The following is a 24,872-nucleotide window of genomic DNA, read 5'->3' on the forward strand; positions in this document are numbered from 1 at the left end:
ATGGCTACCTTCGGAAACCTGTCTGACCGCCTCGCGGAGACCTTCAAGAACCTCCGCACCAAGGGCAAGCTCTCCGCTTCCGACGTCGACGGCACGGTGCGCGAGATCCGTCGTGCCCTCCTCGACGCCGACGTCTCGCTCGACGTGGTCAAGCAGTTCACCGGGCAGGTGCGCGAGCGTGCGCTCGGCGACGAGGTCAACAAGGCGCTGAACCCCGCCCAGCAGGTCGTGCAGATCGTCAACGAGGAGCTCATCGCGATCCTCGGCGGCCAGCAGCGCCGCCTCCAGTTCGCGAAGAACCCGCCGACGGTGATCATGCTCGCGGGCCTCCAGGGCGCGGGCAAGACGACCCTCGCGGGCAAGCTCGCGAAGCACCTCGCGAAAGACGGGCACACGCCGCTGCTCGTCGCGAGCGACCTCCAGCGCCCGAACGCCGTCAACCAGTTGCAGGTCGTCGGCTCGCAGGCCGGCGTGCCGGTCTTCGCCCCCGAGCCCGGCAACGGCGTCGGCGACCCCGTCAAGGTCGCGAAGGCGGGCGTCGCCGAGGCGCGTCGCGCGCTGCACGACGTCGTCATCATCGACACCGCCGGCCGCCTCGGCGTCGACGCCGAGATGATGAAGCAGGCCTCGAACATCCGCAAGGCGACCGACCCCGACGAGGTGCTTTTCGTCATCGACGCGATGATCGGTCAGGACGCGGTCACGACGGCGAAGGCCTTCCAGGAGGGCGTCGACTTCACGGGCGTCGTGCTCTCCAAGCTCGACGGCGACGCGCGCGGCGGTGCGGCGCTCTCGGTCGCCTCGGTCACCGGGCGCCCCATCATCTTCGCGTCGACCGGTGAGGGCCTCGACGACTTCGAGCCGTTCCACCCCGACCGCATGGCGAGCCGCATCCTCGATCTCGGCGACATCCTCACCCTCATCGAGCAGGCCCAGCAGGCCTTCGACGAAGAAGAGGCGCTGAAGGTCGCCGAGAAGTTCGCGACCGACCAGTTCACGCTGAACGACTTCCTCGGGCAGATGCAGCAGCTCAGAGGTGCCGGCTCGATCAAGAAGATGCTCGGCATGCTGCCGGGTGCGGGCGGCATGAAGCAGCAGCTCGAGAACTTCGACGAGCGCGAGATCGTGCGCACCGAGGCGATCATCCAGTCGATGACCCCTGCCGAGCGCGAGAACACGAAGCTCCTGAACGGTTCGCGGCGCCTGCGCATCGCGAAGGGCTCGGGCATGACCGTCACCGACGTCAACCAGCTCGTGCAGCGCTTCGAGCAGGCCGCGAAGATGATGAAGACCGTCGCCCGCGGCGGCGTGCCGCAGATCCCCGGCATGGGCCCGATCCCGGGCGCCGGCGGCTACGGCGGCGGCAAGCGCCAAGCAGCCAAGAACAAGAAGAAGTCGGGCGGTTCGCGCTCGGGCAACCCCGCGAAGCGGGCGGCCGAGAACGAGGCCATCGCGTCGGGTGCGACCCAGGCCGGCCAGGGGCGTGCGCCGAGCGGTTCGGGCTTCGGCCTCGGCGCAGGCACGGGCCCCAAGAACGCCCCGACCGAGGAGGAACTCGCCTCGCTCCAGAAGCTCCTCGGTCGATGATTCCCGTGCTCGTCGTCAGGCGAGCGGATCCCGCCGATATTGTCTGATTGGCGAGGGCGACGGATGCCCCCTGAGATGAGTGGAGCACGGTCATGACCATCGGCGACCCCGAGTATCGAGACGCCGGCCTCGAGTTCCCCGCTGACTTCCTGTTCGGGTCCGCGACCGCCTCGTACCAGATCGAGGGTGCGGCAACCGAAGACGGGCGCGGGCCGTCGATCTGGGACACCTTCAGCCACACGCCGGGCAAGATCTGGAACGGCGACACCGGCGATGTCGCCGACGACCACTACCACCGCCTCGAGTCCGACCTCGACCTGATGGCGGAGCTCGGCCTCGAGGCCTACCGGTTCTCGATCGCCTGGCCGCGAGTGCAGCCCACCGGGCGGGGCCCCGCGAACGAGGCCGGGCTGGCGTTCTACGAACGCCTCGTCGACGGGCTCATCGCCCGAGGCATCCGACCCATCGCGACCCTGTACCACTGGGACCTTCCCCAGGCCCTCGAAGACGAGGGCGGGTGGGTGAACCGCGCCACGGCCGAGGCGTTCGCCGACTACGCCCGCATCGTGGGCGCGAGGCTCGGCGACCGCGTCGCCGTGTGGACGACGCTCAACGAGCCCTGGTGCAGCGCCTATCTCGGCTACGGCTCGGGCGCGCACGCCCCCGGTCACCTGGACGGCGCCGCCGCGCTCGCCGCTGTCCACCACCTGAACCTCGCACACGGCCTCGCGATCGCCGCCCTCCGCGAGGTCGTCTCGAACGACCCGGGTTACTCGATCACCCTGAACCTGCACGTCATCCGGCCGCACGGCCCGACCGGCGTCGAGGCGGCGCGACGCATCGACGGGCTCGCGAACCGCGTGTTCCTCGGGCCGCTGCTCGACGGAGAGTATCCGGCCGACGTGATCGCCGACACGGCGGACGTCACCGATTGGTCGTTCGTGAAGCCAGGCGACGCCGAGCTGATCCGGCAACCCATCGACCTGCTCGGCGTCAACTACTACTCCACGGTCACGGTCGAGATGTGGGACGGCCGGTCGCCGCGGTCGAACGCCGACGGCCACAAGGACATGGGCGGCACGGCCTGGCCGGGCTCCGAGCGCGTCGAGTTCCTCGTGCAGCCCGGCCCCTCCACCGCCATGGGGTGGAACATCGACCCGTCGGGTCTCGAAGAGCTGCTCGTCGCACTGCACGAGGCCTACCCGACGCTGCCGCTCATGGTCACCGAGAACGGGGCCGCGTTCGACGACGTGGTCACGGTGGGCGCCGATGGCCCCGCCGTGCACGACCTCGACCGCATCGACTACCTGCGGCGCCACTTCACGGCGGCGCACCGCGCCATGGCGCGCGGGGTCGACCTGCGCGGCTATCAGGTGTGGTCGCTCATGGACAACTTCGAGTGGGGCTACGGCTACTCGAAGCGATTCGGCATCGTGCGCGTCGACTACGACACGCTCGAGCGGCTGCCCAAAGACAGTGCGAAATGGTACGCCGAACTGATCCGCACCCGCGCGATCCCCGATCCCGGGTAGCTCGTGGCCGAGGGCCGGTCCGCCGGTTCAGTCCGCGACGTTCCGGCGTTCGCCGATGCCCTCTCGGAGTTCGCGCGCGAGGTGGGCGACCACCGCGGTGAGGTCCCCGTCGGCGTCCGCCGAGACCCGGAGCTGGCGTTGGTAACTCGCGCCGCCGTCGAGCACGGCTCGCACCTGCTGAAGCTCGGCCGGGCAGCCGAGTCGTTCGGCGACGGGGGCGAGCGTCGTCAGGAGGTCGCGCAGGTCGTCGGCGACGGGACGCTCGGTGCCGGCGACATCCGTGATCACCTCGGCCTCCATGCCGTAGCGGGCCGCCCGCCACTTGTTCTCGCGCAAGAACCAGGGTTGCAGCACCGTGAGTGTCTCGCCCTCGTCGAGCCGTGTCGACATCCATTCGACGAGGCATTGGACGAGGGCGCCGATCGCGGCGATCTCGGCGGCGGTCGAGACGCCGTCGCAGACGCGCACCTCGACGGTGCCCCAGCGAGGAGAGGGCCGGATGTCCCAGCGGACCTCGCTGTGGTCGTCGATGACGCCGGTGCGCACGAGGTCGCCGACGTAGCGCTCGTAGGCCGCCCAATCGGCGAGCGGGTAGGGGAGACCCGCGGTGGGCAACTGCTGGAACATGAGGGCGCGGTTCGAGGCGTAGCCCGTGTCGACGCCGGCCCAGAACGGGCTCGAGGCGCTGAGCGCTTGCAGGTGCGGCAGGTAGGCGAGCAACCCGTCGAGGATCGGCAGGGCCTTGTCGCGGTCCTCGAGTCCGACGTGCACGTGCACGCCCCAGATCATCATGTTCCGACCCCACCAGCGGGTGCGCTCGATGAGCTTGTGGTACCTGGGCTTGTCGGTGAGGTGCTGGTCGTACCACTGGCTGAAGGGGTGGGAGCCGCTGCAGATCAACTCGTAGTCGCCGAGCCCGTCGATGACCGCACGCACCTCGGCGAGTTGCTGCTCGAGGTCGCGCACGGCGCCCGCGACGGTCGTGTGCACCCCGCTCACGAGTTCGACGGTGTTCGTCAGCAGTTCGGAGGTGATCGAGGGGTGCGTGCCGCCCGGGCTGCCCGCGTCGAGCAGTTCGAGTACCCGATCTCCGATCGACGCGAGTTCGCCGGTTGCGCGATCGACGATCGCGATCTCCCATTCGAGGCCGACGGTGGACCGTCGGGAATGCGCGAACTCGATCGGCATGGCGGCCTTCCCCGGGGTCGCGCGCGGGTGCGGGCCCGTTCGGCAATCATCCCACGGTGCGCGCGGCCGGTCGGGGGGGGTGCGACGCAGGATGACTCGACCCCGACCTCACCGGCTGCGACGCTTCATCGGAGTACGATGTGCCGCATGACATCTCGCCAGATCGGTACCCCATGAGCCCCGAGCCGATGCGGCTGCTCGAGGTGCAGAGCCTGCGCGAACAGGTCGAGCGTACGCTGTCGTCACGGATCGTGGCGGGGGAGTTCGCACCGGGGGCCGTGCTCACGGTGCCGACGCTCGCCGCGGAGTTCGGGGTCAGCGCGACGCCCGTGCGCGAGGCGATGCTGAACCTTGCCCGGCGCGGGTTCCTCAGCCCGATCCGCAACCGCGGCTTCCGCGTGACCGAGATCTCGCTGGACGAGCTCAGGGAGCTCGGGGAGGTGCGGGCGCTGCTCGAGGCCCCGCCGATGCGTCGACTCGCGGGAAATCTGCCCGAGGCGACCGTCGCCCGGCTCGAAGAACTCGCGGCCGAGATCGTCGCAGCAGGGCGGGAGGGCCGGTTCGAGGATTACCTCGAGGCCGACACGGCGTTCCATCTCACCCTGCTCGAACTCACCGGCAATCGGCACCTCGTACGCCTCGTCAGCGAGCTGCGCCAGCAGACGCGTCTCGTCGGGCTCGTGAACCTGGCCGAGAGCGATGCGCTCGTCGCCTCCTCGCTCGAGCACGCCGAGCTCGTGAAGCTCCTCGTGACGGGCGACGGCGCTGCCGCCGAAGACCTGATGCGCCGCCACGTCGGCCACGTCGCCGGGCTCTGGAGCGGGCAGGACGAGGGCTGAGAGCCCGCGTCCGACGATGACGCCGCGCCTGCGGCTATGGTGCGGACGCGGCGCTGTGAAGCGATCTCATCGAGGAGGTAGTATGTCACGTATCGCGTCGTGGTCGCACGTGACGCACGAGACCGCCCACGCCCCGTCGAGGTCGGCCTCCGTGCCCGTGTGCGCGACGTTCGCTTCGTCGAGGTGCAGCCTGGCGCGGCACGGATGAGCGCGGAAGGACAGCGATGCGGATCGCAGTGATCGGGGCGGGCGTCGTCGGCGCCACGTGCGCCTTCGAACTCGCCGAGCGGGGCGCCGAGGTGGTGCTCATCGACCGGGTGGGCATCGCCGCAGAGACCTCGAGCCGATGCGAGGGCAACCTCCTGGTCAGCGACAAGGCGCCGGGGCCCGAGGCCGAGCTCGCCATTCACTCGAACGCGCGCTGGCGCGCGCTCGCCGAACGGCTCGACGCCGAGCGGGAGGGCGGCCAGCCCGAGACCGAGTTCGAGGCGAAGGGCGGCGTGGTGGTGGCCTTCCCCGGCGGCGAGGAGGCGCTCCGGCGCTTCGCCGCGACCCAGCGCGGCATCGGCGTCCGGGCGGAGGAGCTCGGTGCCGAGCGGCTGCTCGCCGCCGAGCCGCACCTCTCGCCCGAGGTCGTCGTCGCGATCCACTACCCCGACGACGCGCAGCTGCAGCCGTCGAACGCGACGCAGGCGCTCGCCGCGGCCGCCATCCGGCGGGGGGCCCGCCTCGTCGTCGCCGAGGTGACGGGGTCCCGTGCCGAGGCCGGGCGAATCGCGGCGATCGAGACGACGGCCGGGGCGATCGAGGTCGACGCCGTCGTCAACTGCGCCGGCCCCTGGGCGGGCGAGCTCGGCCGCCGTCTCGGTGCGCCGCTCGACATCCGGCCGCGCCGCGGCGTCGTCCTCGTCACGACCCCGATGCCCCAGCGGGTCTTCCACAAGGTCTACGACGCCGACTACGTCGGCGCCGTCGGTTCGGGGGATGCCACGTTGCAGACCTCGACCGTCGTCGAATCGACCCCCGGCGGCACCGTGCTCATCGGGTCGAGCCGGGAACGCGTGGGCTTCGACGAGCACCCCGGGGTCGACCCGGTGCGCGCGATCGCGGCCAAGGCCACCCGGCTCTTCCCCTTCCTCGAGGAGACCATCCTGCTCCGCAGCTACTTCGGGTTCCGCCCGTACGCCCCCGACCATCTGCCCGTGATCGGCGAGGACCCCCGCGTCGGCGGCCTGTTCCACGCCACCGGTCACGAGGGCGCCGGCATCGGCCTCGCCCCGGCGACGGCCGAGCTCGTCGCCCACGCCGTGCTCGGCGCACCGACGTCGCTCGACCCGGTGCCGTTCCTGCCGGGGCGCCCGGGGATCGGAGCGGCTGCGTGAGCGCGGCGCGGAACGCACGCGGTTCGATCCGGTCGACTGGTGCGACCGGCCTGACCGCAGTGCCCGCCGCCGTCGAGATCCTCGTCGAGGGCGAGACCGTCACTGGCCGCGCCGGCCAGACGATCGCCGGGGTCCTGCTCGGCTCGGGCCGGGTCGCCTGGCGCGGCGCCCAGCACGGCGAGCGCGGCGTCTTCTGCGGCATCGGGGTCTGCCATGACTGCCTCGTCACGGTCAACGATGTCGAGGGCGTGCGCGCCTGCCAACGCGAGGCCGTCGACGGCGATCGCGTCGAACGGGAGGTGCGCGAATGACCCGTGTCGCGATCCTCGGAGCCGGGCCAGCTGGTCTCGCCGCCGCCGAGGCCGCGCTCGCGGCGGGCGCGCAGGTCACCGTGCTCGACGAGGGGGCTCGCCCGGGCGGGCAGTTCTGGCGCCACCGCCCCGGCCTGACCGATCCGCGCATGCAGCACGGGGTGCGCCGCTTCGAACAGCTGCAGTCGGCCCTCGCCGGCGCGGAGGTGCATTCGGGTGCTGCGGTGTGGTCGGTCGAGCCCGGCGAGCCCGGCGAGCCCGGCGAGGTCGGCGGCGCCGTGGTGCTCCGCGCCGCCGTCGGCCCGGCCGACGGTGCCCGCCGCGAGGCGGTCGTCGTCGAGGCCGATGCGCTCGTCATCGCGACGGGCGCCCACGACCTCGCCCTGCCGATTCCGGGATGGACGCTGCCAGGGGTGACCACCGCCGGCGCGGCCCAGGCCCTGGCGAAGCGCGACGGGGTCTCCGTCGGGCGGCGGACCCTCGTGGCCGGGGCGGGGCCGTTCCTGCTGCCCGTCGCCCAGTCGCTGGCGCTCGTCGGCTCGACGGTCGTCGGCGTGCACGAGGCATCCCGCATCGGCGCACTCGCCGGCGGCTGGCTGCCGAAGCCGTGGCAGCTCCTCGGCAAGGCGGGCGAGCTCGCGCAGTACGCGGGCGCGCTCGCGCGCCACCGCATCCCGTACCGCGTCGGCAGCGGAGTCGTGCGCGTGCTCGGCGACGAGCGGGTCGAGGGCGCGGTCGTCGCGCAGCTCGACGCCGACTGGCGCCCGCGGCCAGGCACCGAGCGCGTCATCGAGTGCGACGCCGTCGCGCTGGGGCACGGATTCGTCCCGCGGCTCGAGGCCGCGATCATGCTCGGCTGCGAGGTCGCAGGCGATCGTCGGGGCCGTTTCGTCGTCGTCGACGACGGGCAGCGCACGACGCGGCCGCAGGTGTTCGCCGCCGGCGAGGTGACGGGCATCGGGGGAGCAGACGCGGCCCTCGCCGAGGGCGCGATCGCGGGGTACCGTGCGGCCGGGGTCGCGCAGGACGACCAGCGGCTGCACGCCGCGCTCCGCGTCCGCGATCGGATGCGCCGCTTCGCGCGGCGACTCGAGACGGCGCACGGCATCCGGCCTGGATGGACGGCGTGGCTCGACGACGACACGATCGTCTGCCGCTGCGAGGCGGTCGCGAAGCGCGCGATCGTCGAGCGCGCCGAGGTGCCGCTGCGGGCGATGCGCCTCGCCACGCGGGCTGGGCTGGGGCCCTGCCAGGCACGCACCTGCGGGCGCGCGGTCGAGGCGATCGTCTCCGAGGCTCGCGCGTCGGCGGCCGGGGTCGCCGCGGCGGGGGAGACCGTCGACGGCTCGTCTTCCTCGGCTCAGGGCGGGGACGTCGGCTTCGATCGGCGACCCCTGCTCGCGCCCGTGCGGCTCGGCGAACTCGGCGGATCGGATCGGCCGACCAACGGTGAGAATTGACGAGAAACCGCAACATCCCCTCGTAGTGCGTGATATATTACACATTACTTGAGGTCGAGGATGTCCCGTGGACGCACCGAGACCCACCGGACCACATCGAGACCGACAGGATGGAACCCCGATGACCGAGAAGAACATGGACCTGGGCGGTGTCGTCGTCGCCACCACCCTCGCCTTCCGTGAGGACGCGGGCGCGCCCGCCGGGCTCGCCGTCGACTACGACAAGTTCGGCGAGCATGTCGACTTCCTCATGTCGAACGGCTGCCGCGGGGTCGGCCCGAACGGCTCGCTCGGCGAGTACTCCTCGCTCACCGACGAGGAGCGCCGCAAGGTGATCCAGGTCGCCGTCGAGGCCGTCGACGGCCGAGGCATCGTGATCGCCGGCGTCCACGGCGTCGGCAGCCACCAGGCGCGCAAGTGGGCCGAGGTCTCCCAGGAGGATGGCGCCGACGGCGTGCTCCTCCTGCCGCCGACGCTCTATCGGGCCAACGACGCCGAGGTCATCGCGCACTACCAGGAGGTCGCGAAGGTCGGGCTGCCGATCATGGCCTACAACAACCCCTTCGACACGAGGGTCGACCTCGTGCCCTCGCTCATCGCGAAGCTCGCCGAGATCCCCGAGGTCGTCGCGATCAAGGAGTTCTCTGGCGACGTGCGCCGGGTCTACGAGATCAAGGAGCAGTGCGACATCGACATCATCGCCGGTGCCGACGACGTGCTCTTCGAGCTCATGGTGAACGGCGCCGTCGGCTGGTTCGCCGGGTACCCCAACGCCTTCCCGAAGGAGGCCGTCGAGCTCTACAACCTCTGCGCCGAGGGCATGTGGCACGAGGCGAAGGCGCTCTACGAGCAGCTCGTCGCCGTGTTCCGCTGGGACTCGCGCACCGAGTTCGTGCAGGCCATCAAGCTCTCGATGGACATCTGCGGCAACTCGTACGGCGGACCGACCCGCCCGCCGCGCGGCCCGCTCTCGGCCGAGCAGCACGCCCAGGTCACCGCCGACACCGAGCGCGCACTCGCGGCGATCGCCGCCCGGCAGGCGGTGCTCGCCTGATGCGGGCGCGCCGGGTTCTCTCCGCCGTCGACTCCCACACCGAGGGCATGCCGACCCGTGTCGTCACGGGCGGGATCGGCCGGATCCCCGGCGCGACCATGAACGATCGACGGCTCTACGCGATGGAGTACCTCGACGGGCTGCGGGGCCTCCTCATGAACGAGCCCCGCGGCCACGCGTCGATGTCGGGGGCGCTCCTGCAGCCGCCCGCGCGCGACGACGCCGACTGGGGCGTCGTGTTCATCGAGGCGAGCGGCTTCCTGCCGATGTGCGGGCACGGAACGATCGGCGTCGCGACGGTGCTCGTCGAGACCGGCATGGTCGAGGTGACCGAGCCCGTCACCGAGATCCGGCTCGACGTGCCGGCCGGCCTCGTCATCGCGCGCATCGCGGTCGAGGGCGGCCGAGCGAAGCACGTCACCATCGAGAACGTGCCGAGCTTCGCCGAGCGGCTGGATGCCTCGATCGAGGTGCCGGGCTATGGCGAGGTGCCGTACTCGATCGCCTTCGGCGGCAACTTCTACGCCCTCGTCGAACTCGATGCGGTCGGGCTGCCGTTCGACCGCTCGCGCAAGGACGAGATCCTCAGGGCGGGGCTCGCGATCATGGAGGCGATCAACACGCAGGCGCCGCCGCAGCACCCCGTCATCGCCGGCGCCAACCACGTGCACCACGTCGAGTTCATCGCACCCGGTTCGGATTCCGTCCGATCCCGGCACGCCATGGCGATCCACCCGGGCTGGTTCGACCGATCGCCGTGCGGCACCGGGACGAGTGCGCGGATGGCCGAGCTCTTCGCCCGCGGCGAGCTCGCGCTCGACACCGAGTTCGTCAACGAGTCATTCATCGGCACCGAGTTCACGGGGCGGCTCATTCGCGAGACCGAGGTCGGCGGCATCTCCGCCGTCGTCCCGACGATCACCGGCCGCGCCTGGGTCACCGGCCTCGGCCAGTACTTCCTCGACGAGGACGACCCGTTCCCCGAGGGATTCGTGTTCTGAGCCATCCCGTCGGCGCCGCCATCCGAAACGACCAGTTGGAGACTCACGCATGACCACCGAGACCGACCTCGACGCCGTCGCCGCTCGCGCGGCGCGGGCCGCACGACCCTTCGCCGAGACACATCCGCGCGAGCGCGCCGCCGCACTCGTCGCCGTCGCCGACGCGCTCGACGCGGCATCCGCCGAGCTCATCGCGATCGCGATGCGCGAGACCGGCCTCACCGAGGCGCGCCTCACGGGCGAGGTGCGCCGCACCACCAACCAGCTGCGGCTGTTCGCCGAGGTGATCGTCGACGGCGGGTACCTCGACGCGCGCATCGACGACGCCGACCCCGGCTACGTGATCGGCCCGCGTCCCGATGTGCGGCGCGTGCTCGAACCCGTCGGCCCGGTGCTGAACTTCGCGGCGTCGAACTTCCCCTTCGCCTTCTCGGTCGCGGGCGGCGACTCGGCCGCGGCGCTCGCGGCCGGGTGCCCCCTCATCGTGAAGGCCCACTCGGGGCACCCCGAGCTCTCGCGACGCACCGGCGAGGTCGTCGCCACCGCGCTCGCCGGGGCGGGCATGCCCGACGGCGTCTTCCAGGTGGTCGCGGGTCAGCAGGCGGGGGTGTCGCTTCTGCAGGACGACCGCATCCGCGCCGGCGCCTTCACCGGGTCGACGCGCGTGGGGCGCCTCCTGTCCGACCTCGCCGCCTCGAGGCCGCGCCCGATCCCGTTCTTCGGCGAGCTCGGCAGCGTGAACCCCGTCTACGCGACGGCGGGCGCGGTGTCGGAGGACCCCGAACTGCTCCAGGGCTTCCTCGCGTCGGTCTCGGGATCGGCGGGGCAGCTGTGCACCAAGCCCGGCTTCCTCTTCGTGCCGCGCGGGGCCGTGCTCGGCGAGGTGGACGAGACCGCAGCCACGCTCGCCGAGCACCGCCTCCTGAACCCGGGTATCGGGCGCGCATTCGAGGAGCGCCGCACCGCCGTGCTCGGCGCCCCCGGCGTCACCGTGCTCGCCGAGGGCGCGGTGCGCGTCGACGACGCGGAGCAGCGCTTCGCGACACCCACGGTCGTCGAGGTCGACCTCGATCTCCTGCGCGAGCACCGCGAGGAGCTCCTCGAGGAATCGTTCGGCCCGCTCTCGATCATCGTGCGCTACGACGACGCGGCCGAGCTGCCCGCCGTGCAGCGCGAGCTGTTCCCCGGCAACCTCACCTCGACGTTGCACGCGAGCGATGCCGAGCTCGCCGGCGGCGGCCTCGCCGATCTCGTCGACGCCCTCGCCGAGACGAGCGGGCGCGTGCTGTTCGGCGGCTGGCCGACGGGCGTCTCGGTGACGAGTGCGATGCAGCACGGCGGGCCGTACCCGGCGACCACGAGCGACGCGACGAGCGTCGGCACCGCTGCGATCACCCGGTTCCTCCGCGGCGTCGCCTACCAGAACGCCCCGCAAGCGCTGCTGCCCGAGCCGCTCCGCGACGACAATCCGTGGGGCGTGCCGCAGCGGCGCAGCGCAGCCGGCCGGTCGACCGGCTGGGGGAGTCTCACCGGCGAGCACTGATCCCGAATCACGGCGGCGGATGCCGCGGGCGAGGCCCCGTGGCATCCGCCGCCGTCGTTCAACCTGGGCACCCCGGCGTTTCAGGACGACGAACGCCGCTCAGGACGGATACTCGAGGATCGCCCCGAGTGGCGTGCGTTCTCCTGAAACCGTGCGGCGGTCAGCGCAGGCTGAAGCCCTCGGCGAGCGGGTCGGCAGGGTCGAGCTCGAACTCGCAGCGGCCGACGCGGTACGCCTGCCCGGTCACTTCCGGGATGACCCCGTCCGCGGTGCGCTCGGCGATGCGGGCGAGGAACCGGGTGCCGATGATGGAATCGTGCGTGAGCGTCTCGCCGTCGCCGAGCTCGCCCGTGTGCGCGAGGAGGGCGATCCGCGAGGCGGTGCCCGAGCCGCAGGGGCTGCGGTCGACCTCGCCGTCGGCGAAGACCGTGACGTTGCGCTGCCAGGGGCCGTCGTCGGTGCGGCCGAGCTCGTCGACGAGGATCGTGCCGTAGACGCCCGCGAGCCGGTCGTCGTCGAGCTGCGCCGCGGGGTGCTCGTTCAGCGCCCACTTGATCTCTCGGCCGAGCCGGATCAGCTCGGTCGTGTGCGCGGGCGTCACCGCGAGGCCGAGCGACGAGGCAGCGAGCGTCGCGTAGACGGCGCCGCCGAAGACGAGGTCGACGAGCACCTCGCCGCGGCTCGTCGCGAGCGGGATGCTGCGGGCGAGCACTCGGGAGGCGACGTTGCGAAAGACGACGCCCGTCGTGCGGCCGTGTTCGCGCTGCACCCGCGCCTGCACCCGTCCGCTCGGCACGTCGATCACGATCACCGCCTCACCGTCGTCGGGGGCGTCGACGCGCCCGGTCGCGACGGCCCAGGCGCCGAGCGCCATCGTGCCGTGCCCGCACGCGGTCGAGAAGCCGTCCTTGTGCCAGAACAGCGCGCCGAAGTCGGCGCCGTCGTCGTCGGGCGGCGTGATGAAGCCGCCGTACATGTCGTCGTGGCCCCGCGGCTCCAGGCAGAGGAAGCGGCGCACGGCATCCGGTTCGCCGGTCATCGCGTGCACCCGCCGCTCGGCCACGGTCCGGCCCGCGGTCGCGACGCCGTTCACGATCCGGAACGGCTCGCCGGCGGTGTGCCAGTCCTCGGTGCTCCAGTGCATCACGCTCCCTCCTCGATCGCGGCCGCGGCGACCGCGAGGTCCTGCCAGCCCATGCCGCACGTCTTCACGACGCGCGGACGATCTCGCGCCACGTCGATGTCGCCGGTTGCGATCCGCGCCATCGGCACGATGTCGCCGGGGGAGAGGTGCCCCTCCTCGACGGCCATGATCACATCGCCGGCCTCAGCGCGGGAGACCCGCTCGGTCTCGACGATCACCTGTGCGCGACCGAGGAGCGCGCCGGGCAGCTCGCGCGCGTCGCGCTCGTGCGAGCCGACCGCGACGAGCGCGGTGCGCTCGTGCACGAGGGCCGCGTCGAAGAGCGGTTCGCGCGCGGTCGTCGCGCATACCACGAGGTCGGCGTCGGCGACGTCGCCGGCGCTGCCGACGGCGACATCGAGGCCGGATGCCGCGAATGCGGCCACCGCGCGTTCGACCCGGCCCCGGTCGCGGCCGACGAAACGCACCCGCTCGATCGGGCGGATGGCGCGCATCGCCTCGACGTGGCGGAGCCCCTGCGGGCCGGTGCCGAACACGACGAGGCTCGACGCGTCGGGCTCGGCCACGAGATCCAGCATCGCGGCCGACATGGCGGGGGTGCGCAGGTTCGTGAGCTCGGTGCCGTCGAGGAGGGCGACGGGCGAGAGGGTCTCGGCGTCGAGCACGATGTAGACGGCCTGGATGCGCTCGAGGCCCCGCTCGGGGTTCGCGGGAGCGACCGTCGCGAGCTTCTGCCCGGCGTAGCGCCCGAGGTCGGCCGGCATCAGCAGGAGCTGCCCGTGCCGGACGTCGACGATCGATCGCGGCGGATCGTCGTCGGGATCGAACCCGGCTCGGAGCGCATGCTGGAGGGCTCGGATGGCGCGGGGGAGGTCGACGCGGGCGCGGAGCGCCGCCGCATCGAGGACCCGGATGGCGGCGATGACATCGGTCATATCGACATCCTAGTGTGTGATGTGTAATATGCTACTCATCGCGGATTGTTCGACGAAGCGCGTCCGAGGTTCGCCCGGCCCTCCCCTCTCGGAGGCCGGGCGCGCCGCTGGCTCCGTCGCAGCCGGCGATCCGCGGTGCTGACCGGTATCGCGGCTCGGATCAACCCGAAGGTGACCGATGTCCCGGAAGCTCCTCGTGCCTGCCACCGCCCTCACCGTCGCCACGGTGCTCGCGCTGGCCGCGTGCGCGCCATCGTCCGACGACCCCGCGGGCGGGGGTGAACCCCAGACCGGCGGCACGCTCAAGGTGCTCGCGAACGGCGACGTCGACCACCTCGACCCCCAGCTCGTCGCGTACGTGCCCACCTACAACGTCATGCGCTCGATCTCGCGCTCCCTGCTGAGCTACTCGGCGAGCAACGACGCGGCCGAGCGCATCGTGCTCCAGCCCGACCTCGCCGAGGCCGTGCCCGAGCCCAGCGCCGACGGGCTGAGCTACACCATCACCCTGCGTGACGGCATCACCTGGGGCGCCCCCGACGGCGAGCGCGCGATCGTCGCATCCGACGTGGAGCGCGGCATCAAGCGGCTCTGCAACCCCTTCATCTCGGGTGCCCTCGCCGGGTACTTCACCGGTCTGATCGATGGCATGGAGGAGTTCTGCACCGGCTTCGCCGCCGTCGCCCCCGAGGTCGATCCCATGCGCGAGTACCTCGAGAACACCGATATCTCGGGCATCGAGACGCCCGACGACACCACCGTCGTGTTCACGCTCACGAAGCCCGCGAGCGACTTCCCGTTCATGCTGTCGCTCGATGCGGCCGACCCGGCACCGATCGAGGCGCTCGACGAGCTGCCTGACTCGCCCGAGTATCGCCGCAGTTTCGTCTCCTCCGGCCCGTACAAGGTCGCCGACTACACCCCCGACGCCAAGCTCGTGCTCGAGCGCAACGAGGCGTGGAACCCCGACAGCGACCCGCTGCGCAAGGCCTACGTCGACTCGATCGAGATGACGATGGGCGTCGAGGGCGACGCCGCGATGCAGCAGCTGCAGGCCGGCTCGGCCGACCTGCTCTTCGACCTCTCGCCGAGCCCCGCGAACATCCAGCAGCTCAAGGCGCAGAACGACGACAAGCTCTCCACCATGGAGAACGGCGGCGTCGACCAGTTCATGTGGATCAACACGAAGTCGCCCAACAACGGCGGCGCGCTCGCCGACCTGAAGCTGCGCCAGGCGCTGCAGTACGCGGTCGACAAGACCGCGGTCGTCCAGACGATGGGCGGCGAGGAGCTCGCCGGCGTCACCAACGGCATCTTCGGGCCCGGCATCCTCGGCTACGAGGCGTACGACCCGTACCCCGCGAACGACGGCAAGGGCGACCCCGAGAAGGCGAAGCAGCTGCTCGCCGAGGCCGGGTTCCCCAACGGCATCACCCTCAAGCTGCCGTACCGCAACGTCGGCACCCAGCCCGACATCGCGCAGACCGTGCAGGCGAGCCTCGAGCGCGCCGGCATCACCGTCGAGCTCAGCCCGGTGCCGCCGACCGACTACTACGCGAACTTCATGACGAACCCCGAGAACGCCACGACCGGCGCCTGGGACATCGCGCTCGTCGGTTGGTCGCCCGACTGGCAGGGCGGCGCTGCGCGTAGCGTCTTCCAGCCGCAGTTCGTCTTCGACGGCACGCACCAGAGCTACAACTACGTCGACTACGACAGCGACGCGGCCAACGCCCTCGCCGAGCAGGCGCTCGCCGCCACGACGCCCGAGGAGGCCGGCGATCTCTGGCACCAGGTCGACGAGGCGGTCATGGCCGACTCGCCGATGGTGAGCATCGCCTACCGGCTCAAGCCGAACTACCACTCGGAGCGCGTCGGCGGATTCGTCGAGTACGCGCAGAGCCAGAACGGGGACTGGACCAACGTCTGGCTGAACGGCTGACGCAGGTCACGAGTCATCCATGAACCGTGGGGCGGCCGGCCGTGAGGCCGGCCGCCCGCTCGGAGGAAAGGACCACGCAATGGCGCTTCTCGAGGTCTCGAATCTCGTCGTCGACATCCCCACCGAGGATGGCACGGTGCACGCCGTGCAGGACGTCTCCTTCACCGTGCACGAGGGCGAGTTCTTCGGCATCGTCGGAGAGTCGGGCTCGGGCAAGTCCGTGATGGTGCAGTCGATCATGGGCCTCGTCGCCGGTGCGCGCACGAGCGGCACCGTCGACTTCCGCGGCCGCAACCTGCTCGCACTCGGCGACGAGGCGATGCGCTCGGTGCGCGGCCGGGAGATCGGCATGATCTTCCAGGACCCGCTCTCGAGCCTGCACCCCCAGTACACCGTCGGCTGGCAGATCGTCGAGCAGATCCGCGCGCACGAGAAGATCTCGCAGCAGGCGGCGAAGGCGCGGGCGATCGAGCTGCTCGAACGCGTCCGCATCCCCGACGCCGCGGCACGGTTCGACGCGTACCCGCACCAGTTCTCGGGCGGGATGCGCCAGCGCGTGATGATCGCGATGGCCCTCTCACTCGGCCCGGCGCTCATCATCGCCGACGAGCCCACCACCGCGCTCGACTCCACCGTGCAGGCGCAGATCCTCGACCTGCTCGACGAGATGCGGCGCGAGTTCGGGGCGACCGTCGTGATGATCAGCCACGACCTCGGGGTGCTCGCCCGCGTCGCCGACCGCGTCATGGTCATGTACGCGGGCCGGCGCATGGAGCTCGGTGAGAGCGCGAACGTGCTCTGCTCGCCCGCGCACCCCTACACGGCCGGCCTGCTCCGTTCCTCCGCGTTCAACCGCGAACCGGGCACCCCGCTCGTGCCGATCGCCGGCCGCCCGCCGAGCCTGCTCGCTCCGCCGTCGGGCTGCGCCTTCGCCGCTCGATGCCCGGATGCGATGTCGATCTGCTCGGAGCGGCCGCCGCTCCGCCGCTACGACGACGGCACCGAGGTCGTGTGCTGGCTCGAGGGCGAACCCGGCGAGCCGCCGGCGCCCGAACTGCCGCCCGCGGTCGAGGCGCGCTCCGACGACCCGGCTGCCGACGCCTCGATCGTCCGCGTCGAGTCGCTGCGACTCGCGTTCCCGCAGCGGCGCGGCCCCGCCCGCGTCGTGCTCGACGACATCACGCTCGAGGTCCGCCGCGGCGAGACGCTCGGGCTGGTCGGCGAATCGGGTTGCGGCAAGACGACGCTCGCTCGCGCGATCGCCGGGCTCGTCGCGCCGACCGCGGGCACCGTGACCTTCGACGGGCACGAGCTCTCCACGCTCGGCCGGCGCGAGTGGCGCTCGCTCCGGCGTCGTGTCCAGGTCGTGTTCCAGGACCCGTTCGGCTCGCTCAATCCGCGACGGCGGGTCGGCTCGATCATCGGCGACCCGTTCCGGATCCACGGGCTCGCCTCGGGCCAGGGGCGTCGCGCCGAGGTGCAGGAGCTCATGGAGCTCGTCGGTCTCAACCCCGAGCACTACAACCGCTTCCCGTCGCAGTTCTCGGGCGGCCAGCGCCAGCGCATCGGCATCGCCCGCGCGATCGCGCTGAAGCCCGAGCTCGTGATCCTCGACGAGCCCGTCTCCGCGCTCGACGTGTCGATCCAGGCGCAGGTGCTGAACCTGCTCGACGAGCTTCAGCGCACGCTCGGCCTCACCTACCTGTTCATCTCGCACGACCTGTCGGTCGTGCGCCATGTCTGCGATCGCATCGCGGTGATGGAGGGCGGACGCATCATCGAACTCGACGACGCGGATCGGCTCTACCGCGATCCGCAGCAGCCGTTCACGAAGCGACTGCTCGCGGCGGCCGCACCCGAGATCCCGCGCACGCCGGCCCGGCGACGGCTCGTGCGCACCGCCCGGCCCAGGGAGGCGGGACCCGCGCCGGTGCTCCTGCCCGAGCGTGCGATCGAGGGGGCGCGCCGATGAGCCTCTCGACCTCCAAGCCACCGGCGCCGCGGCTCGCGACCCCGAAGACCGCTGCGATCGCGGCGCGCAACGCCGCAGACGTGCAGCTGCGCGGCTCCTGGTCGCTGACCTTCGCACGGCTGCGCCGCGACCCGGCGAGCATCGGCTCGATCACGGTCATCCTGCTGATCGTCGCTTTCGCGCTCGGTGCGCCGCTCGTCGCCGCGTGGACGGGCCACGGCCCGACCGAGCAGTTCCGCGACACCGGGCTCAGCCCCTCCGGAATCCCCGTCGGCCCCTCCGCGGAGTTCCTCCTCGGCGCCGACCAGCTCGGCCGCGACGTGCTCGTCCGGCTCGCGTACGGGGCTCAGGTGTCGCTGCTCGTGGGCGTCGTCGCCTCGATCGCGGCCTCGGTGATCGGGGTCGTCGTCGGCGTCGTCGCGGGCTTCTTCGGCGGCCCGGTCGACACGGTCCTCAGCCGCATCACCGACCTCGTGATGAGCGTGCCGTTCCTGCTCTGCGCGATCGCGCTCGTCGCGGTGCTCGGGCCGAGTCTGCCGTTGTCGATCGCCGTGATCGTGTTCTTCAGCTGGACGGGCCTCGCCCGGGTGATCCGGGGCCAGGTCATGGCGCTGCGCCACCGCGAGTTCGTCGAGGCGGCGCGCTCGCTCGGCGCCTCGCGCACCTCGATCATGTTCCGAGACATCCTGCCGAACCTCGTCGTGCCGATCATCGTCTACACGACGCTCATGATCCCGTCGGCGATCGTGTTCGAGGCGACCCTCTCCTTCCTCGGACTCGGCATCGTGCCGCCGACGCCGAGCTGGGGCAACATGCTCGCCGATGCGGCGAACGGCTCGCTCTACCTCATCGCGTGGTGGATGGTCGTGGTGCCGGGCGGAGCCCTGCTCGCGCTCACGCTCGCGTTCAACCTGCTCGGCGACGGTCTGCGCGATGCGCTCGACCCCGCCGCCTCGAAGGGGGGCAAGGGCGCATGACCCGGTTCATCCTCGCGCGCGTCGGCTTCGGCCTGCTCGTGCTGTTCCTGCTCAGCGTGTTCGTCTTCGTGCTCTTCTACGTCTCGCCCTCCGACCCCGCACGCATCATCGCGGGCGACAAGGCGACCGAGGAGCTGATGGCCCAGATCCGGGTGAAACTCGGTCTCGACCAACCGATCTACGTGCAGTACCTGAACTTCGTCGGCAACCTGCTCCGCGGCGACATCGGCTTCTCGTACCGCTCGGGGCTCCCGGTCTCCGACCTCCTGTACGCACGCGTCCCGGTCACGATGTCGCTCGTGTTCGGCGCCGTCGTGCTGTGGCTCGCGATCGGCATCCCGATCGGCATCGCCTCGGCGAAGCACCCGGGGAGCCTGCGCGACCGCTTCGGGCAGGGCTTCGCCATCGTCGGAATCAGCTTCCCGACCTTCGTGCTCGGCATGATGGCGCTGTTCCTGCTGTACTTCCTGCCGACGAAGGCCGGCGTGACCCTGTTCCCGCCCGGCGGGTACGTACCGTTCGCAGAGGATCCGCTCGGCTGGGCGTGGCATCTGATCCTGCCCTGGACGACCCTCGCGCTCGTCGTCGCGGCGGTGTACGCGCGCCTCACCCGCGGCCAGATGCTCGAGGTGCTCGGCCAGGACTACATCCGCACCGCGCGGGCGAAGGGCCTCACCGAGCGCCGGATCACGTACACGCACGCGTTCCGCAGCGCGATGCCGCCGCTCGTCACGCAGCTCGGCATCGACATCGGCCTCATGCTCGGCGGCGTGATCGTGATCGAGCAGGTCTTCGGCCTGCTCGGCGTCGGCAGTCTCGCCGTGACGAGCGTCGCGATGCAGGACCGTCCCGTCGTGATCGCGATCGTGCTGCTCGGCGGCGTCTTCGTCGTCGTCGCGAATCTCGTCGTCGACCTGCTCTACGCCGTGCTCGACTCTCGCGTGCGGACGGCGGCACGATGAGCGGCGCCGGCTACCTCGTGAGTCGCGACCTCCGCGCCCGCGACCTCTGGACCGACGTCCCGCTCGACTGGGACGACCCCGAGGGTGAGACCATCCGGGTGTTCTCGCGCGAGCTCCTCGATGCGCGCCGGGCGCACGAGCGCCTTCCGCTGCTCGTCTACCTGCAGGGCGGACCGGGCGGCAAGTCGCCGCGGCCGACCGGTCGCGACGGCTTCCTCGCGGCCGCGCTCGAACGCTTCCGCGTCGTGCTTCCCGATCAGCGGGGCACGGGGCGGTCCACCCCGCTCGAGGGCGACGCCTTCGCGGGGATGCCGGCGGCCGAGCAGGCTCGCCGGCTCGCCCTGCACCGCGCCGACTCGATCGTGCGCGATCTCGAGGCGGTGCGGGCGACGCACTACGCCGGCGAGCGCTGGTGGTCGCTCGGCCAGAGCTACGGCGGATTCCTCACGCTCCACTACCTCTCGGTCGCCCCGGAGGCGATCGTCGCCGCGGCGGTCGCCGGGGGTCTGCCGTCGCTCGACCCCTCGGCCGAGGCGGTCTACGCCCGCACCTTCCCGCGCGTTCGCGCGAAGAACGCGGCCTTCGAGCGGCGGTTCCCGCACCTCGGCGAACGCGTCGCCGCGGTCGCCGATCACCTCGCCGCGGGCGACGTCCGGCTGCCCGACGGCGACCGGCTGACGGTGCACCGCCTCCAGACGCTCGGCTTCGACTTCGGCATGACGGTCGGCTTCGACCGGGTGCACTGGGTGTTCGACGAGGCGTGGGCGGATGCCTCGGAGACGCGCCTGTCCACGACCTTCCTCGCCGAGGCGCAGCGGCTCACGGGCTTCGAGCGCAACCCGCTGTTCATCGCGTTGCAGGAGAGCATCTACGGAGAGGGGCCGACCGGGTGGGCGGCGGAGCGGGCCAGAACCGCCCATCCCGACTTCGACCCCGCCGCGCGGCCGCTGCGCTTCACCGGAGAGATGGTGTTCCCGTGGATGTTCGAGGAGATCCGGGCGCTGCGCGGCTTCCGGCAGGGCGTCGAGCTGCTCGCCGACTCCCGCGTGCCGATCGCGCTCTACGACCTGCCGCGCCTCGCCGCCAACGAGGTGCCCGTTCAGGCGGCCGTCTACCACGACGACATGTACGTCGATGCGGGCCTCTCGCTCGAGACGGCCGCACGCGTCAGCGCCCTCGAAGCGTGGATCACCAACGAGTTCGAGCACGACGGCCTGCACCAGGGCGACGTCGCCGAGCGACTGTTCACCGCCCTCGAGGTGCGCCTCGGCATGGCACCAGCAACGGATGGCCCGCGCAGCGCGGGCCGGGAGGAGACCCGATGACCACCAATGACGCCCCCGACGCCGTCGCCGAACTCGCCGCGCCCGCAGCGGCGGCGCCGCCCGCACGATCGATGCCGCAGGCGGCCGAGGCCGATCCGCGCATGCCGCGGCTCGCCGAGGCGCCGGGTTTCGGCGAGTGGATGCTCCAGGGCTGGGGCGAGGCCGATCGCACCCCGGCCGTACCGTCGGGCGCCTCAGGCGCGGCCGCTCGGCACCGGGCCCGGCTCGGGGAGGCGCTGCCGGGGCGCGTCCTCGCCGTCGCCGCGGGCCGAGCGCCCATGCGGGTCAACGACAATGCGCACGAGTTCCGCGCCGACAGCGACTTCCTCTGGCTCGTCGGCGCCGCGATCGAGGACGCCGTGCTGGTGCTCGAACCGGTCGCGGGCGGGCAGGAGCCGACGCTCTACCTGCCCGCGCCGTTCCGTCCCGGCGACGAGGGCTTCTTCGCGGATCCGCTCCGGGGCGAACTCTGGGTCGGACCGATGCCCGGGCTCCGCGAGTACGGCGACGCGCTCGGCGTGCGCACGCGGCGTCTCGAAGAGCTCGACCTGCCCGTCGACGCCCTGCTGGCGGGCGCCCCCGCCGCTGCGGGGCCGGCCGCCGCGCTCGCCGCCCGGCCGCGTTCGGCGGAGCTCGACCGCGTGCTCGCCGAACTCCGCATGATCAAGGACGAGTGGGAGCTCGCCGAACTGCGCGCGGCCGTCGACACGACGGTCGACGGGTTCGCCGCGACCGCGCTCGAGATCCCGCAGGCGGTGCGCCGCGGCGGCGAGCGCTGGCTCCAGGGCACCTTCGACCGGCATGCGCGCACCTTCGGATCCGGCGTCGGCTACGCGTCGATCGTCGGATCCGGCCCGCACGCGCCGATCTTGCACTGGGTGCGTGCGGAGGGCGAGATCGACCCCGACGCGCTGCTGCTGCTCGATCTCGGTGTGGAGCGACGCTCGGGCTACACCGCGGACGTCACCCGGACCCTGCCCGCCTCGGGACGGTTCGGGGCCGCGCAGCGAGAGGTTCACGACCTCGTCGAGCGCTCGCACCGCGCCGGACTCGCCGCGGTCGGGCCCGGCCGTGACTGGGCCGACTTCCACACCGCCTGCATGGAGGTGCTCGCCCGCGGGCTCGCCGACTGGGGGCTCCTGCCGGTCTCGGTCGACGAGGCGCTCTCGCCCGGCGGGCAGCATCACCGCCGCTACCTCGTGTGCGGAGTCGGTCACCATCTCGGCCTCGACGTGCACGACTGTTCGACGGCGAGCCACGCCGCCTATCAGGGCGCGAAGATGCGGCCCGGCATGGTGCTGACGGTCGAGCCGGGGCTGTACTTCCACGCATTCGACGAAACCCTTCCGCCCGAGCTGCGCGGCATCGGGGTGCGCCTCGAGGACGACCTCGTGGTGACCGCAGCGGGCGGCGAGGTGCTCTCGGCCGGGCTGCCCATCGACGCCGACGGCATCGAGGGGTGGATGGCGGGGCTGCGCTGACGCGCGGCGCGGCGCCGGTTCGCGGGAGCCCGCCGAATCTGGCAGAATAGGGGGTTGGATCGCCGCCCGACCCTCTATCAGGCCGTGATCCGACCATTTTCGAGCTTCCGCCGGGTGTGCACCCCACGCTCCAGGCGATCGGTTCAACCTTTCGACACATTCAGGAGAATCGTGGCTGTCAAGATCCGTCTCAAGCGTCTCGGCAAGATCCGTGCGCCGTACTACCGCATCGTCGTCGCCGACTCGCGCACCAAGCGCGACGGTCGTGTGATCGAGGAGATCGGCAAGTACCACCCCACCGAGCAGCCCTCGTTCATCGAGGTCGACTCGGAGCGGGCCCAGTACTGGCTCTCCGTCGGTGCGCAGCCGACCGAGCAGGTCGCCGCCATCCTCAAGCTCACGGGCGACTGGGGCAAGTTCAAGGGCGACGCGAACGCCGTCTCGACCGTGCAGACGAAGGCCGCCAAGGTCGAGTTCGTCGCCGACGAGAAGAAGAAGCCGGTGCTGAAGCCCAAGGCCGAGAAGCCGGCCCCCAAGGCCGAAGAGGCCCCGGCCGAGTCCGAGGCCGCGGAGACCGCGACGGACGAGGCGTAAGCCTTGCTCCAGTCCGCGCTCGAACACCTCGTCAAGGGGATCGTCGATCACCCTGACGACGTGAAGGTCGTCGCAGCGGCTGGCGCACGCGGCGAGGTCCTCGAGGTTCATGTGAACCCCGAGGACCTCGGTCGCGTCATCGGTCGTGCCGGCCGTACGGCCAAGGCGCTCCGCACGCTCGTGACCGCGCTGGCCGATGGCCGCCGTGTGCGTGTCGACGTCGTCGACACCGACGACTGACGTGGCCGACGCACCGGGTACGCAGCTCCGGGTCGGGCGCCTGACCAAGGCGCACGGCCTCAAGGGCGCCATCAAGCTCGAGCTCTACACCGACGACCCCGAGCGTCGCTTCGTGCCCGGCGCGGTGTTCTCGTTGCAGGTCCCGAAGGACTCGCCGTGGCACGGCGAGCACCTGACCCTCCGCGAGGTGCGCTGGTACAACGGGCAGCCGGTCGGGTTCTTCGAGGGCGTCGACGACCGCACCGCGGCCGAGACGCTGCTGAAGGCCATCCTCTGGGTCGACCAGGTCGACGATGAGGCACCCGAAGACGACGCCTGGTACGACCACCAGCTGATCGGGCTCGCCGTCATTCGCGACGGCGCGCGCATCGGCGAGGTCGTGCACGTCGAGCACCTGCCCGCGCAAGACCTGCTGATCGTGCGCGTCGACGAGGAGCGCGAGGGCGGCCGCGACGTCATGGTCCCGTTCGTCTCGGCGATCGTGCCCGAGGTCGACCTCGAGGCCGGCACGCTCACCGTCACCCCGCCGGCCGGGCTCTTCGAAGAGCTCGCCGAGAGCGAGACGGCGGACGCCTCGGCCGAGCCCGTCGCCGACGGCGACGCCCCCGCCGAATAGGTCGCTCGATGCGCGTCGACATCGTCACGATCTTCCCCGAGTTCTTCTCGGTGCTCGACCTGTCGCTCCTCGGCAGGGCGCGCGAGTCCGGCCTCCTCGACGTCACCGCGCACGACCTGCGGGACTTCACGCACGACCGGCATCGCACCGTCGACGACACGCCGTACGGCGGCGGTGCGGGTATGGTCATGAAGCCCGAGCCGTGGGGCGAGGCCCTCGACTCGATCGTCGGCGACGGGGCATCCGATGCGCTGCTCATCGTGCCCTCGCCCGCGGGCGAGCCGTTCACCCAGGCGATCGCCCGCGAACTCGCCGATGAGCAGCACCTCGTCTTCGCCTGCGGGCGCTACGAGGGCATCGACCAGCGCGTCGTCGACCACTACGCGACGCGGATGCGCGTGCGGCTCGTCTCGCTCGGCGACTATGTGCTGAACGGCGGCGAGGTCGCCGTGATGGCGATGATCGAGGCGGCGGGCCGACTCGTCCCCGGCGTCGTCGGCAACCCCGAGTCGCTCGTCGAGGAGTCGCACGAGAACGGCCTGCTCGAGTACCCGAGCTACACGAAGCCCGCCGAGTGGCGGGGGATCGAGGTGCCGCCGGTCCTGCGCTCGGGCAACCACGGCGCGGTCGCGGCGTGGCGGCACGAGCAGCAAGTCGAACGCACCCGTCGCGTGCGACCCGAACTGCTCGGCGACGGACCGACCGCCCCAGGTGCGTGAGGCCTTCTTCACGCGCCCGAAACATCGGGCTCGCCGCCCCGTAACACCCGCTTCATAGCGTCGAATCG

At 71.7% G+C, this 24,872-nt stretch carries 21 protein-coding genes and 1 pseudogene; 19 read left to right on the plus strand and 3 right to left on the minus strand.

Annotation, left to right across the window (positions count from 1 at the left end; translation table 11 throughout):
* Window positions 1-1,587, plus strand: coding sequence for a signal recognition particle protein (ffh, locus tag H516_RS0100750; RefSeq protein WP_022887818.1), 1,587 nt, complete (start codon window positions 1-3; stop codon window positions 1,585-1,587).
* Window positions 1,588-1,679: 92 nt separating this feature from the next.
* Window positions 1,680-3,119, plus strand: coding sequence for a GH1 family beta-glucosidase (locus H516_RS0100755; RefSeq protein WP_022887819.1), 1,440 nt, complete (start codon window positions 1,680-1,682; stop codon window positions 3,117-3,119).
* Between the two features lie 27 nt (window positions 3,120-3,146).
* On the opposite strand, the gene H516_RS0100760 is transcribed toward H516_RS0100755, so the two are convergent.
* A complete protein-coding gene (locus H516_RS0100760; RefSeq protein WP_022887820.1) occupies window positions 3,147-4,307 on the minus strand; it encodes a glutamate--cysteine ligase in 1,161 nt (386 codons plus the stop codon).
* Window positions 4,308-4,480: 173 nt separating this feature from the next.
* On the opposite strand from H516_RS0100760, the gene H516_RS0100765 reads away from it, so the two are divergent.
* The 7 genes and pseudogenes from H516_RS0100765 to H516_RS0100795 all read left to right on the plus strand — a co-directional run.
* On the plus strand, window positions 4,481-5,146 hold the full coding sequence (locus H516_RS0100765) for a GntR family transcriptional regulator (protein ID WP_022887821.1): 666 nt from the start codon (window positions 4,481-4,483) through the stop codon (window positions 5,144-5,146).
* 224 nt (window positions 5,147-5,370) lie between these two features.
* A complete protein-coding gene (locus tag H516_RS0100770) occupies window positions 5,371-6,528 on the plus strand; it encodes an NAD(P)/FAD-dependent oxidoreductase (protein WP_022887822.1) in 1,158 nt (385 codons plus the stop codon).
* Complete coding sequence (locus H516_RS0100775; protein ID WP_022887823.1) at window positions 6,525-6,839, plus strand: (2Fe-2S)-binding protein; 315 nt, start codon at window positions 6,525-6,527, stop codon at window positions 6,837-6,839. Before H516_RS0100770 ends, H516_RS0100775 begins: the two co-directional genes overlap by 4 nt.
* Window positions 6,836-8,299, plus strand: coding sequence for an FAD-dependent oxidoreductase (locus tag H516_RS17555; RefSeq protein ID WP_022887824.1), 1,464 nt, complete (start codon window positions 6,836-6,838; stop codon window positions 8,297-8,299). Before H516_RS0100775 ends, H516_RS17555 begins: the two co-directional genes overlap by 4 nt.
* 121 nt (window positions 8,300-8,420) lie before the next feature.
* Window positions 8,421-9,353 (plus strand): dihydrodipicolinate synthase family protein, encoded by a 933-nt coding sequence (locus tag H516_RS0100785; RefSeq protein WP_022887825.1) that lies wholly within the window; start codon window positions 8,421-8,423, stop codon window positions 9,351-9,353.
* Window positions 9,353-10,354 carry a proline racemase family protein gene (locus tag H516_RS0100790; protein WP_022887826.1) on the plus strand — a complete coding sequence of 334 codons (1,002 nt, stop codon included), beginning with the start codon at window positions 9,353-9,355 and terminating at the stop codon, window positions 10,352-10,354. The genes H516_RS0100785 and H516_RS0100790 overlap by 1 nt, the downstream gene beginning before the upstream one ends.
* Window positions 10,355-10,364: 10 nt before the next feature.
* Window positions 10,365-11,897: pseudogene (locus tag H516_RS0100795) on the plus strand (aldehyde dehydrogenase (NADP(+))); the annotation flags it as partial.
* Between the two features lie 160 nt (window positions 11,898-12,057).
* Here the strand turns inward: H516_RS0100795 and H516_RS0100800 are convergent.
* Window positions 12,058-13,041 carry a proline racemase family protein gene (locus tag H516_RS0100800; protein WP_022887828.1) on the minus strand — a complete coding sequence of 328 codons (984 nt, stop codon included), beginning with the start codon at window positions 13,039-13,041 and terminating at the stop codon, window positions 12,058-12,060.
* Window positions 13,041-13,976 carry an ornithine cyclodeaminase family protein gene (locus H516_RS0100805; RefSeq protein ID WP_022887829.1) on the minus strand — a complete coding sequence of 312 codons (936 nt, stop codon included), beginning with the start codon at window positions 13,974-13,976 and terminating at the stop codon, window positions 13,041-13,043. The genes H516_RS0100800 and H516_RS0100805 overlap by 1 nt, the downstream gene beginning before the upstream one ends.
* A 178-nt stretch (window positions 13,977-14,154) precedes the next feature.
* On the opposite strand from H516_RS0100805, the gene H516_RS0100810 reads away from it, so the two are divergent.
* The 10 genes from H516_RS0100810 (at window position 14,155) to trmD (ending at window position 24,804) form a co-directional block, all read left to right on the plus strand.
* On the plus strand, window positions 14,155-15,918 hold the full coding sequence (locus H516_RS0100810; RefSeq protein WP_022887830.1) for an ABC transporter substrate-binding protein: 1,764 nt from the start codon (window positions 14,155-14,157) through the stop codon (window positions 15,916-15,918).
* A 79-nt stretch (window positions 15,919-15,997) separates the two neighbouring features.
* Complete coding sequence (locus H516_RS22795; protein WP_084620159.1) at window positions 15,998-17,890, plus strand: dipeptide ABC transporter ATP-binding protein; 1,893 nt, start codon at window positions 15,998-16,000, stop codon at window positions 17,888-17,890.
* Complete coding sequence (locus H516_RS0100820) at window positions 17,887-18,867, plus strand: ABC transporter permease (RefSeq protein ID WP_022887832.1); 981 nt, start codon at window positions 17,887-17,889, stop codon at window positions 18,865-18,867. The genes H516_RS22795 and H516_RS0100820 overlap by 4 nt, the downstream gene beginning before the upstream one ends.
* Window positions 18,864-19,829, plus strand: coding sequence for an ABC transporter permease (locus H516_RS0100825; protein WP_022887833.1), 966 nt, complete (start codon window positions 18,864-18,866; stop codon window positions 19,827-19,829). Before H516_RS0100820 ends, H516_RS0100825 begins: the two co-directional genes overlap by 4 nt.
* On the plus strand, window positions 19,826-21,154 hold the full coding sequence (locus H516_RS17565) for an alpha/beta fold hydrolase (protein WP_022887834.1): 1,329 nt from the start codon (window positions 19,826-19,828) through the stop codon (window positions 21,152-21,154). Before H516_RS0100825 ends, H516_RS17565 begins: the two co-directional genes overlap by 4 nt.
* Window positions 21,151-22,635, plus strand: a complete 1,485-nt coding sequence (locus tag H516_RS0100835; RefSeq protein ID WP_022887835.1) for an aminopeptidase P N-terminal domain-containing protein — start codon at window positions 21,151-21,153, stop codon at window positions 22,633-22,635. The genes H516_RS17565 and H516_RS0100835 overlap by 4 nt, the downstream gene beginning before the upstream one ends.
* A 171-nt stretch (window positions 22,636-22,806) precedes the next feature.
* Window positions 22,807-23,229 carry a 30S ribosomal protein S16 gene (rpsP, locus tag H516_RS0100840; RefSeq protein ID WP_022887836.1) on the plus strand — a complete coding sequence of 141 codons (423 nt, stop codon included), beginning with the start codon at window positions 22,807-22,809 and terminating at the stop codon, window positions 23,227-23,229.
* A gap of 3 nt (window positions 23,230-23,232) precedes the next feature.
* Window positions 23,233-23,469: an RNA-binding protein gene (locus H516_RS0100845; protein ID WP_022887837.1), complete on the plus strand. Its 237-nt coding sequence runs from the start codon at window positions 23,233-23,235 to the stop codon at window positions 23,467-23,469.
* Window positions 23,426-24,085, plus strand: a complete 660-nt coding sequence (gene rimM, locus H516_RS0100850) for a ribosome maturation factor RimM (RefSeq protein WP_051138646.1) — start codon at window positions 23,426-23,428, stop codon at window positions 24,083-24,085. Before H516_RS0100845 ends, rimM begins: the two co-directional genes overlap by 44 nt.
* Window positions 24,086-24,093: 8 nt before the next feature.
* Entirely contained in the window at window positions 24,094-24,804 is a 711-nt protein-coding gene (trmD, locus tag H516_RS0100855; RefSeq protein WP_022887839.1) for a tRNA (guanosine(37)-N1)-methyltransferase TrmD, read from the plus strand.
* Window positions 24,805-24,872 lie beyond the last annotated feature (68 nt).

Source organism: Agromyces italicus DSM 16388 (assembly GCF_000421545.1).
GTDB lineage: Bacteria > Actinomycetota > Actinomycetes > Actinomycetales > Microbacteriaceae > Agromyces > Agromyces italicus.